The organism is Gelatiniphilus marinus (assembly GCF_042684345.1).
Classification (GTDB): domain Bacteria; phylum Bacteroidota; class Bacteroidia; order Flavobacteriales; family Flavobacteriaceae; genus Gelatiniphilus; species Gelatiniphilus marinus.
The window spans coordinates 22209-39197 of sequence record NZ_JBHULK010000004.1 but is presented as its reverse complement, the minus strand read 5'-3'; the positions used below and the strand labels follow the sequence as shown (position 1 = coordinate 39197).

Genomic DNA, 16989 nt, shown 5'->3' with positions numbered 1-16989 from the left:
TAGACTGCATAAAGAAGTGAAAGTTTCATTTTTATTATAAAAAAAGCAAGTTTTTTTTCAATCTTTAACATTAAAGTTCGCAATAATTGGTTTAACAGTTACATTCTAAAAAAAACAGAAATACTAAAACATGGTTTTTCTTATCGTTATAAATTTTATTAACGCAAAAGAATGCTAAACAAAAAAACTGTAAAACCCATTTCGGGCAAACTGCATATACAGGTTATAAACTGCATACATTCAATTTAATAGTTACCACGCCACAATACCCAAAGACCGTAAAAGCCCAGAAACAATTCAGCAAATGTGCCAAACAAATATCCTGAAGTTGGTGTGCCATCTAAAATTAAACTAAGCAGCCTTCCAAAGCCTAAACCCATCATAAAAATAAGGTTTGCAATTAATGCGAGTTTTAAATAGCTTGCTTTAAAAATTCCTAAAACCCAAAACGCAGAAAACCCCAAATACAAACCCATAATGGCTTTAAAGAAATTACGCTCGTTGGTGGTATTTAAATAAATATCGAATTGTAAATCGGGGCCAAAACCATAAACAAAAGAAACTGGCACCACAATAAGTACCGAAATAATTAGGTGTATTTTACAAATGAAATCTTGCTTGGTTTTTATCATAATTAAAGTTTCAAATAAATATACTAATAATTAGTTTTTTATAATTTCAAAAAACACATTAAATGCGCTTTATAACATCCTTTTTAGCATCAAAAATTTAAACTATCTTTGCACATTCTTTTTCTTAGAAAGATTTATATATGAAGAACATCAGGAATTTTTGCATCATTGCACACATAGATCACGGCAAAAGCACACTAGCAGACCGTTTGTTAGATTACACAGACTCTGTAACCGACAGAGAAAAGCAAAACCAGCTATTGGATAGCATGGACTTAGAGCGCGAACGTGGTATTACCATAAAGTCGCATGCCATACAAATGGACTACGAGTACAAAGGTGAAAAATTTGTTCTGAATTTAATAGACACACCCGGGCATGTAGATTTTTCTTATGAAGTATCCCGCTCCATAGCCGCGTGCGAGGGCGCATTGCTTATTGTTGATGCCGCACAAAGCATACAGGCACAAACCATTTCCAATTTATACTTAGCCCTGGAAAACGACTTGGAGATTATCCCTGTTCTTAACAAAGTAGATTTACCAAGTGCCAACCCCGAAGAAGTAACCGACGATATTGTAGATTTGCTGGGTTGCGACCCCGAAGAAGTTATTCACGCCAGCGGTAAAACAGGCTTTGGTGTCGATAATATTTTAGAAGCCATCATAGAGCGTATTCCTGCGCCAAAAGGCGACCCCAACGCACCATTACAGGCCTTGATTTTCGATTCGGTTTACAACACCTTTAGAGGGATTGAAACCTATTTTAGAGTATTTAACGGCGAAATTAAAAAAGGCCAGCACATAAAATTTGTAGCTACAGGAAAAGATTATTATGCCGACGAGGTAGGGACCTTAAAACTAACCCAAGTCGCCAAACAAAGCGTAAAAGCGGGCGATGTAGGCTATTTAATAACAGGCATAAAAACCGCAAAAGAAGTAAAAGTAGGCGATACCATTACAGATTTTGCAAAACCAACCACCAATATCGTTGAAGGCTTCGAAGATGTAAAACCTATGGTTTTTGCCGGCATTTACCCTGTTGATACCGAAGATTACGAAGAGTTGCGGACCTCAATGGAAAAGCTTCAATTAAACGATGCATCGTTGGTGTTTCAACCTGAAAGTTCTGCGGCATTGGGTTTTGGTTTCCGCTGTGGGTTTTTAGGAATGCTCCACATGGAAATTATCCAAGAACGCTTAGAGCGCGAATTCGATATGACGGTAATTACAACCGTACCCAACGTATCGTATTATGCCTACACCAACAAAACACCAAACGAGGCCATAGTGGTAAACAACCCATCAGATTTACCAGATCCTTCAACCATAAACCGAGTTGAAGAGCCTTACATTAAAGCTACCATCATCACCAAAGCAGATTTTGTTGGCAACGTTATGTCGCTGTGTATTGAAAAACGCGGCATTATTATAAACCAAACCTATTTAACACCAGAGCGCGTAGAATTGACTTTTGAAATGCCTTTGGCTGAAATAGTGTTCGATTTTTACGACCGCTTAAAAACAGTTTCCAAAGGTTATGCCTCTTTTGATTACCACCCCATAGGCATGAAAACATCAAAACTAGTGCGTTTAGATATTCTGCTAAACGCATTGCCCGTTGATGCGCTTTCGGCGTTAATACATGCAGACAACGCCCAAAACATCGGCAAAAAAATGTGCGAAAAACTAAAGGAGCTGATTCCGCGCCAACAATTCGACATTCCAATTCAAGCGGCAATTGGCGCCAAAATAATTTCTAGAGAAACCATTAAAGCACTTCGTAAAGACGTTACGGCAAAATGCTACGGCGGCGATATTTCGCGAAAGCGTAAACTACTGGAAAAGCAGAAAAAAGGGAAAAAACGCATGAGACAAGTTGGTAATGTAGAAATTCCACAACAAGCTTTTATGGCTGTTTTAAAATTAAATGACTAAATACATAAAAAAACCTAAAATTATTCTTAATTAGTTGGCCAATAAGCTGTTTTATTACATTTATTTCAAAAAATAATCGAATACCTCTTTTTTTATCAAAAATTCGATTTCAACAAAGTTATTAACATAAATTTTGTATGTTTATAAACTTACGCACCAGCCTTTTTTTTAGGGCTAACAGCTCTTACTAGACTAACTCTTAAAGGATTTTTTTATGAAAGCACTTTTTTACACCAGAGAATTCCCACCTTATGTGTATGGTGGCGCAGGAGTACATGTTGAATATTTAGCAGGCGAATTAGCCAAACTCATGGAAATGGATGTAAGGTGTTTTGGCGACCAAGACGAGAAATCTGCCAACTTAACCGTAAAAGGATTCCCTTTTGATGATGGTGTTTTTAAAGATTCGGACGATAAATTAAAATCTGTATTTAAAACCCTAAGTACCTGCCTGCACATGAATGCAGCCCCCATAGATGCCGATGTGGTCCATTGCCATACTTGGTACGCACATTTTGCGGGTATTGTTGCCAAATTGTGTTACGGCACGCCTTTGGTTATTACCACACATTCCCTTGAGCCTTTAAGACCCTGGAAAAGAGAACAATTGGGCAGAGGCTACGATGCATCTTCTTGGGTAGAAAAAACAGCTATTGAAATGGCAGACGCCTTAATTGCAGTGTCTGAAGAAACCAAAGACGACGTAATTAAGCATTTTAATGTAGATGAAAGTAAAGTTCATGTTATTTATAACGGTATAAACCTGCAACAATACATTACTACTTCTGAAACCTCGACATTAGACACCTACGGTATAGATAAAACCAAGCCCTACGTGCTTTTTGTTGGAAGGATTACTCGGCAAAAAGGCATCATTCATTTGGTAAATGCCATTAAATATATAGATCCAGACACACAAATCGTACTTTGTGCCGGTGCACCAGATACTCCAGAGATAGGTAAAGAAATGGAACATGCGGTTAACGCAGTAAAAAAGACCAGGCATAATGTAATTTGGATAGACAAGATGGTTACTAAAGAGGAAATCATTCAACTGTACTCGCATGCCGATGTATTTTGCTGCCCATCCATTTACGAGCCCTTCGGCATCATAAATATCGAAGCCATGGCATGTAACACAGTAGTTGTAGCCAGTGCCGTTGGCGGCATAAAAGAAGTGGTTGTTCACGGAGAAACAGGACTTTTAATTCCTTTAGAACAACAAAAAGAAGCTCCTTTTGAACCTATCGATCCCGATAAATTCTCTAGAGACTTGGCCCATGGCGTAAATACTGTAATACGCGATAAAGACCTTAGGGAACGTATGGCAAAAAATGGCAGAACACGAGTTGAAGATTATTTTGACTGGGTTGCCATTGCCAAACAAGTCGAAGCATTGTACAAATCTTTGCTATAAATATTGTAAATTACAGAAGCACGAGACCTTCTTAAAAACATACATCTTTAATATACAAAAACCACAGCTAAAAATGATAAACGACAAAGTATTAGCCATAATATTAGGTGGCGGCCAAGGCTCAAGATTATACCCCTTAACACACGCAAGATCTAAACCGGCGGTTCCCATTGCCGGCAAATACAGATTGGTAGATATCCCTATCTCTAATTGCATCAATTCAGATATTAAACGCATGTTCGTATTAACACAATTTAACTCGGCCTCGTTAAACAAGCACATAAAAAACACCTATCATTTTAGTTTTTTTAGCTCTGCGTTTGTAGATATTCTAGCTGCCGAACAAACCCCAAACCACAAAACCTGGTTTCAAGGTACTGCTGATGCGGTTCGTAAAAGCATGCACCATTTTTTAAAGCATGAATTCGATTATTTTTTAATACTCTCTGGAGATCAATTGTACCAAATGGATTACCAAAAAATGATTGATGCCCACATTAAAGCCGAGGCCAAAATATCTATTGCCACCATACCGGTTAATGCTAAAGAAGCTACAGAATTCGGTATTTTAAAAGCCGACAACAATAATGTGGTAACCTCGTTTATTGAAAAACCAGACGCCAGTTTATTACCAGATTGGACATCAGAAGTAAGCAAAGACATGAAAAGCCAAGGTAGAGATTACCTAGCATCAATGGGCATTTATATCTTTAACAGAGATTTGTTAACCCAATTAATGCAAAACCCAGACACTAATGATTTTGGAAAAGAAATCATTCCGCAAAGTATAGAAAATCAAAAAACACTAAGCTACCAATACGAAGGCTATTGGACCGATATAGGAAATATAGACTCTTTCTTTGAAGCAAACATTGGGCTTACGGCAGATATACCCCAATTCGATTTATACGACAAAAAAAAACGTATCTACACCCACGCCCGCATGCTGCCCACATCAAAAGTAGCAGGCACCATGTTGGATAAAGCGGTAATAGCCGAAGGCTGCATTATTAGTGCCGCCAAAATCGAACAATCTGTTATTGGCATTCGTTCTAGAATTGGCAATGAATCTACCATTATAAATACCTACATGATGGGATCGGATAGATACGAAAACATTTTAACCATAGACAGAAAGGAAACACCTGTACTAATGGGTATTGGAGAACGCTGCTTTATTAAAAATGCCATTTTAGATAAAAATTGTCGCATTGGGGATGATGTGAGAATTAATGGAGGAAAACACCTTAAAGACACCGAAACCGACACCTATTTTATTAAAGAAGGTATTGTTGTTGTTAAAAAAGACGCCACTATACCAAACGGGTATGTTATTTAAAAACCAGAAGTTTTAACCAATTCCAACAAATAATTACACAAACAAAAAGCTTTACTTTTGTACGCCTTGGCAAACACATAAAACAATGTAATAACAAGGTAAAATATAACCAACTAACATGCAAGATCAAAGAAGAGTTGTAATAGATTATGTCTCGCCAAGTGTGAATTGTGGCGAATTTTATATTAAACGCGTAGTAAACGAAATTGTTAACGTAGAGGCTCACATTATGGCCGATGGGCACGATGTGCTTGGGGCTTCGGTTCTTTATAAACACGAAAAAGACAAAAATTGGCAAGCCATTAGAATGCGATTGCATAACAACAATGAGTGGCAAGCCACCTTTTCTGTAGAAAAACAAGGCTTTTACAGCTATAAAGTACAGGCATGGGTAGATTACGCCCTTAATTGGAGGCATGGCTTAATCAGGAAAATTAATGACGGGCAGCACGTTCGTTCAGAATTATTGGAAGGCGTTCAGTTTATTGAGGCCATTGTAGATAAAGTAAGTGCCGAGGATAAAACCTATTTAAATCATCTACACCGTATTTTTCAAGATGAAAACGATTATGGCGAAGCTATTACCCAAGCCAGCACTCAAAGATTATACGATATATTTTATGCTAATCCTGTAAAAATTCTCGATAAGGTTTCAAAAGAATATCGCGTTTACGTCGATAGAAAAAAAGCGCGATTCAGCACTTGGTACGAATTCTTTCCGCGTTCGGCATCACAAAAAGAAGGCGAACACGGTACCTTTAAAGACTGCGAACGTTTGCTTCCGCGCATAAAAAACATGGGGTTCGATGTGGTGTACCTCCCACCCATCCATCCAATTGGCGAAGTTAACCGAAAAGGAAAAAACAACACCACAGAAGCAAAAGATGGCGATGTAGGCTCCACATGGGGCGTTGGCTCTAAACATGGTGGACATAAAGACATCCATCCAGAATTAGGGTCGCTTACAGATTTTAAATCCTTAATACAAAAAGCCAAAGAAAACAATCTGGAAATTGCTATGGATTATGCACTGCAAGCAGCCCCAGACCACCCTTGGGTTAAAGAACACCCCAAATGGTTTAAATGGCGACCAGACGGCACCGTGCAATATGCAGAAAACCCTCCAAAAAAATACCAAGATATTTTACCCATTTACTGGGAAAGCGACGATTACAAAAACCTTTGGGAAGAATGTCTGGATATTTTAATGCATTGGATAGACTGCGGTATTAACATTTTTAGAGTGGACAACCCACACACCAAACCCTTTTATTTTTGGAATTGGATTATTACCAAAGTAAAAGCCAAACACCCAGATGTTATCTTTTTAGCCGAAGCCTTTACCGCACCAAAAGTGATGCAGCAATTAGCAAAACAAGGCTATACCCAATCTTATACTTATTTTACTTGGCGAGAAAACAAGCACGAGCTTATTGAATATGTTGAAGAATTAACAAAAAGCGAATTATGCCAATACATGCAACCTAATTTCTGGCCAAACACACCAGATATTAACCCTTACCATTTACAGGGTGCAAACGAGTCTATGCATATTATACGCTATGCACTGGCAGCAACTTTAAGTTCCAGTATCGGGATTTACGGACCCGTTTTCGAATATATGCTTTCAAACCCCTTATTAGGCAAAGAAGAGTATCTCAATTCTGAGAAATTCCAAATCACGCACTACGATTGGAACATCCAAAACAAACTCATTACCATTATCGCAAAAATAAATTACATTAGGCACAACAATCCTGCGCTTCAGCAAACCAACAACATTAAATTCTGCCACATAGCAAACGACAACCTTATTGCTTTTTACAAATGGAACAACGACCGATCTAATGAAATCTTTGTTGTAATTAACCTAGATTCGCTCAACTCGCAACAAGGTACGGTTCAGGTACCCCTGAACGACTTAAAAGTGCACCATGGACAGAACATAGAAATGCACGATTTAATTACAGACAACCGTTACAATTGGAATAGCGAGTGGTGCTATGTAGAATTACACCCCACCATGCCATTTCATATTTTTAAAATAAACAAATAACCACAACTAACCGCTAAACAAAATAAAGCAATAAAATGGCTCAAGTAAAAGTTCACAGTTTTTTTACAGAATTCGACATCAACCTTTTTAAAGCAGGAAAACACTACAGGCTTTACGAAAAGTTCGGTTCTCATCTTACCACCGTAGATGGTATAGAGGGTGTATATTTTGCCGTTTGGGCTCCAACAGCAAAACAGGTATCGGTAATTGGAGATTTTAATTATTGGATGGAAGGCGAGCACCAATTAAACGTACGTTGGGATTCCAGCGGCATTTGGGAAGGCTTTATCCCCTTTATTGAAAAAGGTGCAACCTACAAATACAAAATACAAAGCCACAATAACGATATAAAAACCGAAAAAGCAGACCCCTATGCAAGACGCTATGAGCACAACCCAAAAACCGCATCTATAGTCTGGGACGACGACTATAAATGGAAAGACAGCAACTGGATGAAAACGCGCAAAAAGCACAATGCCCTAGACGCACCCTATTCAGTTTACGAAGTACACTTAGGCTCTTGGAAAAAACAAGTTGAAGAAAACAGGTTCTTATCCTATTACGAGCTTGCCGACGATTTGGTAAACTATGTAAAAGACATGAATTTTACACACGTAGAACTGATGCCTATTATGGAATTCCCATACGATCCCTCTTGGGGCTACCAAGTTACAGGGTATTTTGCCCCAACATCGCGTTTTGGCTATCCTGAAGAATTCAAATATTTGGTAGATAAATTCCATCAAGCCGGTATAGGCATTATTTTAGATTGGGTACCATCGCATTTCCCTGAAGATGCCCACGGATTAGGTTTCTTTGATGGCTCAAATTTGTACGAGCACCCCGATAAACGCAAAGGCTACCACCAAGATTGGAAAAGTTTGATTTTTAATTATGAACGTAATGAAGTGCGCTCGTTTTTAATAAGCAATGCCGTGTTTTGGATGGATCAATACCACGCCGATGGCCTACGTGTTGATGCAGTTGCCTCTATGCTGTTTTTAGATTATTCGAGAGAAGATGGCCAGTGGGAACCAAATATTCATGGCGGTAGGGAAAACCTAGCTGTTATAAGCTTTTTAAAAGAATTAAACGAAGAAATTTACAGTTCTTTCCCAGATGTACAAACCATAGCAGAAGAATCAACAGCATTCCCGGGCGTTTCCAAACCCGTGTTTTTAGGCGGTTTGGGCTTTGGAATGAAATGGATGATGGGATGGATGCACGACACTTTAGAGTATTTTGCCAAAGACCCTATTTACAGAAAATTCCACCAAAACGATATTACTTTTAGTTTAGCTTACGCATTTTCAGAAAACTTTATGTTACCGCTTTCGCACGACGAGGTGGTTTACGGCAAAAAATCCATTTTAGGAAGAATGCCAGGTGATGAGTGGCAACGCTTTGCTAACCTGCGTCTTTTGTACAGCTATATGTTTACCCATCCAGGAACAAAATTAGTGTTTATGGGTGGCGAATTTGGGCAACAAGACGAGTGGGATTTTCAAGGCAGTCTAGATTGGAATTTATTAGAATACGGCTCGCATAAAAACTTCCAACACTTCTTTAAAGCACTTAACGCTTTATACAAAACAACACCCGCACTTTACGAAAAAGCCTTTACCAACGAAGGCTTTGAATGGATTAGTTTCGACGACCACGAAAACTGCGTGCTCGCTTACATAAGAAAAGGAAAAAAAGCCGAAAACGACGTTGTTGTAGTATGCAATTTAACACCAACAGTTAGAGACAACTACCGCATTGGCCTTAGCAAAAAAGGCAAACTTTCAGAAATTTTCAATACCGACAACAAAACCTTTGGAGGCAGTGGTATTTTAAATACAAAACCAATAAACATAAAAAAACAAGCATGGAACGGAAAAGATTATTCTGCAGAAATCACACTACCGCCATTGGGCGTTTCTGTTTTTGAGTTCAAAAAATAACCATCACATATACATATAACAAGAAAACACTTAATTATTTGGATTTTACACAGCTAAACTCCAGTTTTTTTACTAAATACACAGGGCTAAAACACAATCGTTTTAGTATTTTCGCCTTCAAATAAATTGCTAATAGTTTATGATTTTAAGCACTCAACTAGAATACAAGGGAGACTTGTTTCCCTCCAATATAACAAACTATAAAAAAGATGTAGATGTCCTGCATTTTTCAACCGCCAATAACGTTATCCTACAACTTACGGTTTTAAGAGATAGCGTTTTAAGATTTAGATATACCACCGTTGGGAAATTTGAAAACGATTTTTCTTATGCTATCAGCGAAAATGCGAGCAGTGGCTACAACCATTTGGAAATTACTGACGACCAAGAGAAATATATCGTTACCACTTCGCGGTTAATCTGCCATATACACAAATCCGACCTAAGAAAATCAATCTTTGATGCTAACAACAAATCCCTTATCTGCGAAGACGAAAAAGGGTTCCATTGGGAAGAAAGCTACGAATTAGGTGGCGATATTGTAAAAATGAGCAAAACCGCACAAAACGGAGAAAGCTATTACGGCTTGGGCGACAAACCCAATCATTTAAACCTAAAAGGACGACGGTTTGAAAACTGGGCAACCGATTCTTATGCCTACGGAAAAGACACCGACCCCATTTACAAAGCCATTCCGTTTTATACAGCATTGCACAACAACAAAGCTTACGGTATTTTTTTCGATAACACCTTTAAAACCTATTTCGATTTTTGCCACGAACGCAGAAACGTAACCAGTTTTTGGGCCCAAGGCGGCGAAATGAATTACTACTTTATTTACGGCCCTAAAATGCATGATGTGGTTGTAAATTATACCGATTTAACAGGAACACCAGAACTGCCACCACTTTGGGCCTTGGGCTACCACCAATGTAAATGGAGCTACTACCCAGAATCTAACGTAAAAGAAATAACCGCAAAGTTTAGAGAACTAAAAATACCTTGCGATGCCATTTACCTAGATATAGACTACATGGAAGGTTTTCGCTGTTTTACCTGGAGCAAAGACCATTTCCCAGACCCAAAACGCATGGTTAAAGAACTTGCCGACGACGGATTTAAAACCGTAGTAATTATCGATCCCGGCATTAAAATAGACATGGACTACAGCGTCTTTCGCGAGGGCCTGGAAAAAGACTATTTCTGCAAACGTGCCGATGGCCCCTATATGAAAGGCAAAGTATGGCCCGGGGAATGTTATTTCCCCGATTTTACAAGGCCCGAAGTACGAAAATGGTGGGCAGGCCTGTTTAAAGAACTTATTGAAGATATTGGCGTAAAAGGTGTCTGGAACGATATGAACGAACCCGCCGTAATGGATGTTCCCGGAAAAACATTCCCCAATGATGTAAGGCACGATTACGACGGCAACCCCTGTAGCCATCGTAAAGCACATAACATATACGGGATGCAAATGGCGCGTGCCACCTACCACGGCCTAAAAAAGTTTAATTACCCAAAACGTCCATTTGTTATTACAAGAGCGGCCTATTCTGGAACGCAACGCTACACATCGACTTGGATGGGCGATAACGTGGCGTCTTGGGAGCATTTACAAATAGCTAATATTCAAGCGCAGCGTTTAGCCTTGTCTGGGTTCTCGTTTGCCGGCTCTGATATTGGCGGCTTTGCCGAACAACCCAATGGCGAACTATATGCACGCTGGATTCAGCTTGGTATATTCCATCCCTTCTGCAGAACACATTCTTCTGGAGATCATGGCGATCAAGAACCTTGGGCTTTCGATGAGGAAATTACAGATGTTGTTCGTAAGTTTATTGAAATAAGATACCAATTACTGCCTTATTTGTACACTTCGTTCTACCAATATTCACAAGATAATGTACCGATGCTAAAATCGTTGGTGCTTTTCGATCAAGACGACTCCCAAACCCATTACAGGACAGACGAGTTTATTTGTGGCAACCAACTTTTAATTTGCCCAATAAACGAGCCAAATTCTAAAGGAAGGCGCATGTATATTCCTAAAGGGGAATGGTTTAATTTCTGGACCTATGAGTTGGTTTCTGGAGGTAAAGAAACATGGGTAGATGCCGATTTGGACCGTATGCCCATTTTTGTAAAAGCAGGAGCTATAATCCCGAAATACCCGGTACAGCAGTATGTTGGCGAGAAAACCATTGATGAACTAACCCTTGATGTGTATTATAAACACGGTAAAGAAGATTCAGAGCTATATGAAGATGCCAATGATGGATTTGATTACAAAAAAGGACGTTATAGCCTAAGAAAATTTAATTTATCGGGCAATGACAATAAATTGATTATAAGAATTCACAAAAGAGGAAAATACCACACATCTTATAAAACCTTTAAACTAAATTTAATAGGCCTGCCCTTTAAAGTAAAATCGATAAAGGTGGACAACGAATATGTAGATTTAAAAGACGTTAAATTTAATGGAGACAATTCTTTAGTTGTAAACAAAGAGGTTACTAACATTCAAATAAAAGGATAATACCAATAAAAACCTGTCTGTTTAAAAAACCAGACAGGTTTAAAACTAAATTAACACAGCTAAGGTTAGCAATTTGTATTACACATTTTCATCATTAAAAGGTTTTCCTAAATAAACCAACTGGTAACCTTTTTTAATGGCATCAACCTCTAAATTATAAGACGAAATAATATGTAATTCGCCTTCGTTATCTTTAATAAATAAAGGAATTATATCTTTATCGTCATCGGTTATTTTGATTAAACTTTCGTAGTGTGCCTTATCTTGTAAATCAATTTCATGTATGGTTGGATATCTATCTGTTAGTTCTATCAATGCGTTAAAATCATCTTTATGAGAAAACAAACCTTCTTTCGGATTATTGTTTTCGTCTAGCATTTCATTTTTGCTTACCAACCTGTAAGCGCCATTAACACCAAATTGGCTCCCATATTTTTCAATGGCATATTTGTTAATTTCAGAGCTACCTGTTAATGCCATAATATAGCCTACGTCGTTTAATTCGATATTATCCATTAAGGTATCAGAGTAAATATTGGTACTTATTGCATCTAAGCGAAGCTCTTTTGCTTTTTCTATGTGCCTCTCATTACTATCGATTAATACCACGTGCCTGCCATTGGCTTCAAGGTAGTGGCCTAACAGTCGTGATACTTTTGATGCTCCGATAATTAAAACAGTTTCAGATTTTGTTAAAAACACACCAACCATTTTGGCAAATAATCGAGCTGTAGTGGCATTTAACAATACGGTACCCAAAACAATCATAAACACTAAAGGTGTAATGTATTCGGCACCTTCAACGCCTAACTTTTGTAACTTACTACCAAATAAAGATGCGATTCCGGCAGCTACAATACCACGCGGGCCAACCCAACTTATAAATAGTTTTTCATTAAGCTTTAAGTTGGATTTTGTGGTACTCAAAAAAACGGCTAATGGTCTTATAATAAATACCACAATAGCAAAAAGCGTAAGGGTTTCCCAATTGTAGAGCAGCATTAAATCTTCAATATCTATGTTTGCTGATAATAGAATGAACAAAATAGAAATTAACAACACGCTTAAAGATTCTTTAAAATAAAGCAGTTCTTTTAGGTTTTCCAATTTACTGTTGCCCAGTACCATGCCCATAACAACTACGGCTAGCAGACCAGATTCGTGAGCAAAAATTTCAGACTCAACAAAAACCAATAAAACGGTTGATAAGGATACTACATTTAATAAATAATGCGGAATGAGCTTTTTGTTAATAGCAAATGCCAATCCGTGTGCAAAAGTAAAACCAAAGGTTGTGCCAAAAAGTATAATTTTACCAAACTCCATTAAAGCGGTTTTAGTAAAGCCGCTATCGCCGCCAACGCTAATAAACTCGAACACCAATACAGCCACCAAAGCCCCAATGGGATCTATTAAAATACCTTCCCATTTTAAGACTGCCGAAACATCTTTTTTAAGTGGGATATTTCTTAAAATTGGCGAAATTACGGTTGGGCCAGTTACAATAATAAGTGCAGAAAACAAAAAGGAAAGCTCCCAACTTAATTTAAAAACATAATGCGCTGTAATACCAGCACCAAAAAAGGTAATGGCAGAGCCTAATGTAATTAATTTGGTAATTACAGGACCTACGTTTTTTATTTCAGAACGTTTTAGGGTTAAGCCGCCCTCGAAAAGGATGATGCTTATGGCAAGCGACACAAAGTAATACAATCCGTCTCCGGGAAAAAGCCCTTTTTCGCCATTCCAAACCGGCTCTATCCATTTGGTGCCATCTTCACTTAAATATTCGGCAGCAATGGGGCCAACCAATAAGCCTATTAAAATTAAAGGTAAAATGGCAGGGATTTTAAATTTCCATGCCACCCATTGGGCCAGTATTCCTAAAATAATAATGCCTGCTAATTCTAACATAAATGTTTTTTAAAGCACTAATTTAAGTAAAACAGATGGTTTCATGTTTTTAAAAAATATTATCTTTCTACTTTGTTCAACAATTAATAAAAACCATGTCTGTAAAACCCTTTAAAAGTATTGGTGTTGGCGTTGCTTTTTCGCCCAACTTAAAAGCAAATATTTTTGAAGCTGCACGGTTATCGGTGGTTTTTGGTTCGAAGTTATTTTTAATTCATGTTGGAGAAAATTCAAACGAGAAAACAAACCAACTAAAAACCATCCTTAAACATTTTGAAAAAGACAACTTAGATTACAAGTTGGTTTTTAAAACGGGCAATCCTGTTGATGTAATTTTATCGACTTCCGAAGAAAAAAAGATAGACCTTTTAATTCTTGGTGCGCTACAACGCGAAGGGTTTTTAAAATACTATGTGGGCTCGATAGCAAGAAAAATTACACGAAAAGCAAAGTGTTCTGTCTTACTATTAATTAAACCATCGGTTAAACGCGTACCCTGTGAGCACGTTGTGGTTAACGGCTTAAAAGCACCTAAAACCGAACAAACCATAAAAACAGCTTTTTATGTGGCTAATAAGTTGAGTTCTGAAAAAATAACCATTGTTGAAGAAATAAAGGAAGAACAAATCTCTGTAAAGGTTGACGACAACAAGTCCTTAAGGCATGCCAACATTATTAAAGAGCGCATTAAGCTTAGGGAAAACTCTAGAATTAAAGAGATATTAAATCTTATTCCAGAGGTTTACAAAAAAAACAAAACCATAACAATACAGCCCATATTTGGCAAAAAAGGCTATTCTATAGGGCATTATGCCCAAATATCGCGAGCCGATTTATTGGTAATGAATGCACCATCAAAAACAACGTTTTGGGACCGCCTGTTTCCGCACGATATTGAGCATATTTTAACCGAATTACCAACCGATGTGTTATTACTGCAATGAGCCCAAAAAAAAACAACATAAAAGATTTTTTTAAAGCTTTACCTAAAAATATATTTTCTGGGTTTGTGGTAAGCCTTATTGCATTGCCACTGGGTTTAGGACTTGCCATGGCTAGCGATGCACCGCCAATTGCTGGAATTATAACAGCCATTGTTGGCGGTATTGTGGTTTCTATTTTAGGCGGGAGCCATATTACCATTGTTGGTCCGGGCAACGGTTTGGTTGGTGTGCTAATAATAGCAATTTCTACTTTAGGTTTGCAAAACACATATACAGCAATTATTTTTTCGGGTGTACTTATTTTGGGGCTTGGTTTTTTTAGAATGGGCACGCTCGCCGATTTTTTCCCCTCGTCTGCCATTCAAGGCATGCTTGCTGCCATTGGGCTTATTATTTTAGGGAAACAGTTTCATATCATGCTTGGAAGAAGCATACATCGCGAAGACGCCATAGATTATCTTTTAGAGATTCCGCATTCAATAAACACAGCTTTGCACTACCAAAACAAAGGCTTAATTTATGCTGCTTTGGCCGGTGTAATTAGTCTGGCCATTATGCTGTTTTATTCAAAAATAAGAAACAAATATTTACAACTTGTTCCTGCACCTATGTGGATTGTTATATTATCCATTGGGTTTAGTTATTATGTGGAGTTGGTGCTGCAGCAACCAAACCCAATTGCAAAAGCATATATGCTTTCTGGCATTCCTTCATTTAATAATGTAATTACCGATATCCCAATACCAGATTTTAGCGCTATTGGGTCGCTATCGTTTTGGGGAAGTGTTTTAGCCTTAACGCTAATTTCGGGTATAGAATCGCTTTTAAGCATTAAGGCCGTAGATAAGTTAGACCCCGAAAAAAGACGCTCCAACGTCAATAAAGACCTTAAAGCCTTGGGCTTAGCCACTATTGGGAGCGGATTATTGGGCGGCTTAAATGTGGTAACGGTTATTGCCCGTAGTTCTGTAAACGTAAACAATGGTGCAAGCAATAGGTCGTCTAACTTTTTCCATGCGCTTTTTTTAGTGCTTTTTATTGTTTTGTTTAGTACGCAACTTACACGAATTCCGCTGCCCGCATTAATGGCAATTCTGGTATATACGGGTTATAAATTGGCTTCGCCGCGCGTTGTTACCAAAATATTTTCTATAGGCAAAGAGCAGCTTATTATCTTTTTTGTTACGCTAATGGTTACCTTAAAAATAGGGCTGATAACCGGAATTATTGCAGGCGTTGCAACAACTTTAATTATCCATTTTATCATCAATAAAAGTGTAGCACTTTTTTTTAGAAACGTTTTAAAGCCGAATGTTTTAATGTTTAAGGAAACCGGTAACGAAAACAATTTTTATGTAAGCGTTAAGCATTTTTGCAGCTTTTTAAATTACTACAAGCTTAAAAAACAATTGGAGGCCGTACCCGAGAACGAAGATGTAATCGTAGATTTCTCAATGTGCGAATTTGTAGATCATACCGTCATGGAAAACATGCATAGTTTTCAAGAACTGTTTAAAAAACGCGGTGGGAACTTTGATGTTATTGGGTTGGACATGCTCGACACAGATTCTACGCATCCGTTTGCTTTAAGGCGCATGCTGCCAGTACCAAAAATTATACAAAACAATTTAACGAGGCGGCAAACCAATTTAGAAACCCTAGCAAAAGATTACAGTTTTAAATACACAGCAAAAAAAGAAAAAGACGTATCGTTTTTAACCCATTTTCAGTTTTTTAGCACCAAAAGCATAAACCATATTTACAATAAACTGGCAGACAAAAACAATGGCATTTGCTTATTTGATATCGAGTTTTCAGAAGGGGAGTTTATAGCCAAAGAGGTAGTACGCTTAACCATGCTTCATATAAAACTAAACGAAAACATCCCAAAATTCATTTTAGGCAAAGAGGGGTTTTTAGAAAAAGTCTCTGTATTCTCCCGTTTTAAGGATATTAATATCGAGGCGCACAACGATTTTTCCAACCGTTTTTACTTATACGGCGATAACGAAGGGGAAATAAGTACTTTTTTTAACCAAAATATTACCCGTTTTTTTGAAAGCAACCCCTATTACCGCGTAGAATCCCACGGCAACGCACTGCTTGTTTTTGGCAAAGAACGCTTGGCAAGTTTAAAAGAGATAAAAGCACTGTTTGATTATGGCAAACGATTAAAAGACGTAATGTCGCCTAATTAAGATTTATGCAAACCTACTGCGATTAAATACTTTTATTTTTATAAATAGTACCAGTTTGTGTTTCTTA

Annotated in this window: 10 protein-coding genes; 8 read left to right on the top strand and 2 right to left on the bottom strand. The window is 37.8% G+C overall.

Annotation, left to right across the window (positions count from 1 at the left end; genetic code table 11):
• Window positions 1–245: 245 nt before the first annotated feature.
• Window positions 246–632 (bottom strand): DUF4345 domain-containing protein, encoded by a 387-nt coding sequence (locus ACFSQS_RS10835; protein ID WP_388018397.1) that lies wholly within the window; start codon window positions 630–632, stop codon window positions 246–248.
• 140 nt (window positions 633–772) lie between these two features.
• Between ACFSQS_RS10835 and lepA the strand changes: the two genes are divergently transcribed.
• The 6 genes from lepA (at window position 773) to ACFSQS_RS10805 (ending at window position 11866) form a co-directional block, all read left to right on the top strand.
• Window positions 773–2569 carry a translation elongation factor 4 gene (lepA, locus tag ACFSQS_RS10830; RefSeq protein ID WP_388018394.1) on the top strand — a complete coding sequence of 599 codons (1797 nt, stop codon included), beginning with the start codon at window positions 773–775 and terminating at the stop codon, window positions 2567–2569.
• Between the two features lie 214 nt (window positions 2570–2783).
• A complete protein-coding gene (gene glgA / locus ACFSQS_RS10825; protein ID WP_388018391.1) occupies window positions 2784–3986 on the top strand; it encodes a glycogen synthase in 1203 nt (400 codons plus the stop codon).
• A gap of 73 nt (window positions 3987–4059) precedes the next feature.
• On the top strand, window positions 4060–5325 hold the full coding sequence (locus tag ACFSQS_RS10820) for a glucose-1-phosphate adenylyltransferase (protein ID WP_388018388.1): 1266 nt from the start codon (window positions 4060–4062) through the stop codon (window positions 5323–5325).
• Between the two features lie 118 nt (window positions 5326–5443).
• Window positions 5444–7381, top strand: coding sequence for an alpha-1,4-glucan--maltose-1-phosphate maltosyltransferase (locus tag ACFSQS_RS10815; RefSeq protein ID WP_388018386.1), 1938 nt, complete (start codon window positions 5444–5446; stop codon window positions 7379–7381).
• Window positions 7382–7416: 35 nt separating this feature from the next.
• A complete protein-coding gene (gene glgB / locus ACFSQS_RS10810) occupies window positions 7417–9327 on the top strand; it encodes a 1,4-alpha-glucan branching protein GlgB (RefSeq protein WP_388018383.1) in 1911 nt (636 codons plus the stop codon).
• Window positions 9328–9466: 139 nt separating this feature from the next.
• Window positions 9467–11866, top strand: coding sequence for a glycoside hydrolase family 31 protein (locus ACFSQS_RS10805; protein WP_388018380.1), 2400 nt, complete (start codon window positions 9467–9469; stop codon window positions 11864–11866).
• Between the two features lie 78 nt (window positions 11867–11944).
• Here the strand turns inward: ACFSQS_RS10805 and ACFSQS_RS10800 are convergent, their stop codons facing one another.
• Window positions 11945–13780, bottom strand: a complete 1836-nt coding sequence (locus tag ACFSQS_RS10800) for a cation:proton antiporter (protein ID WP_388018377.1) — start codon at window positions 13778–13780, stop codon at window positions 11945–11947.
• Between the two features lie 95 nt (window positions 13781–13875).
• Here ACFSQS_RS10800 and ACFSQS_RS10795 point away from each other — a divergent pair, with 95 nt between their 5' ends.
• A complete protein-coding gene (locus tag ACFSQS_RS10795; RefSeq protein WP_388018373.1) occupies window positions 13876–14724 on the top strand; it encodes a universal stress protein in 849 nt (282 codons plus the stop codon).
• On the top strand, window positions 14721–16922 hold the full coding sequence (locus tag ACFSQS_RS10790) for a SulP family inorganic anion transporter (protein WP_388018370.1): 2202 nt from the start codon (window positions 14721–14723) through the stop codon (window positions 16920–16922). The genes ACFSQS_RS10795 and ACFSQS_RS10790 overlap by 4 nt, the downstream gene beginning before the upstream one ends.
• The last annotated feature ends 67 nt before the right edge of the window (window positions 16923–16989 follow it).

Bases quoted from the DNA above. Each gene is read 5' to 3' on its own strand.
- ACFSQS_RS10835 (WP_388018397.1), bottom strand. From the start codon at position 632: ATGATAAAAACCAAGCAAGATTTCATTTGTAAAATACACCTAATTATT.
- lepA (WP_388018394.1), top strand. From the start codon at position 773: ATGAAGAACATCAGGAATTTTTGCATCATTGCACACATAGATCACGGC.
- glgA (WP_388018391.1), top strand. From the start codon at position 2,784: ATGAAAGCACTTTTTTACACCAGAGAATTCCCACCTTATGTGTATGGT.
- ACFSQS_RS10820 (WP_388018388.1), top strand. From the start codon at position 4,060: ATGATAAACGACAAAGTATTAGCCATAATATTAGGTGGCGGCCAAGGC.
- ACFSQS_RS10815 (WP_388018386.1), top strand. From the start codon at position 5,444: ATGCAAGATCAAAGAAGAGTTGTAATAGATTATGTCTCGCCAAGTGTG.
- glgB (WP_388018383.1), top strand. From the start codon at position 7,417: ATGGCTCAAGTAAAAGTTCACAGTTTTTTTACAGAATTCGACATCAAC.
- ACFSQS_RS10805 (WP_388018380.1), top strand. From the start codon at position 9,467: ATGATTTTAAGCACTCAACTAGAATACAAGGGAGACTTGTTTCCCTCC.
- ACFSQS_RS10800 (WP_388018377.1), bottom strand. From the start codon at position 13,780: ATGTTAGAATTAGCAGGCATTATTATTTTAGGAATACTGGCCCAATGG.
- ACFSQS_RS10795 (WP_388018373.1), top strand. From the start codon at position 13,876: ATGTCTGTAAAACCCTTTAAAAGTATTGGTGTTGGCGTTGCTTTTTCG.
- ACFSQS_RS10790 (WP_388018370.1), top strand. From the start codon at position 14,721: ATGAGCCCAAAAAAAAACAACATAAAAGATTTTTTTAAAGCTTTACCT.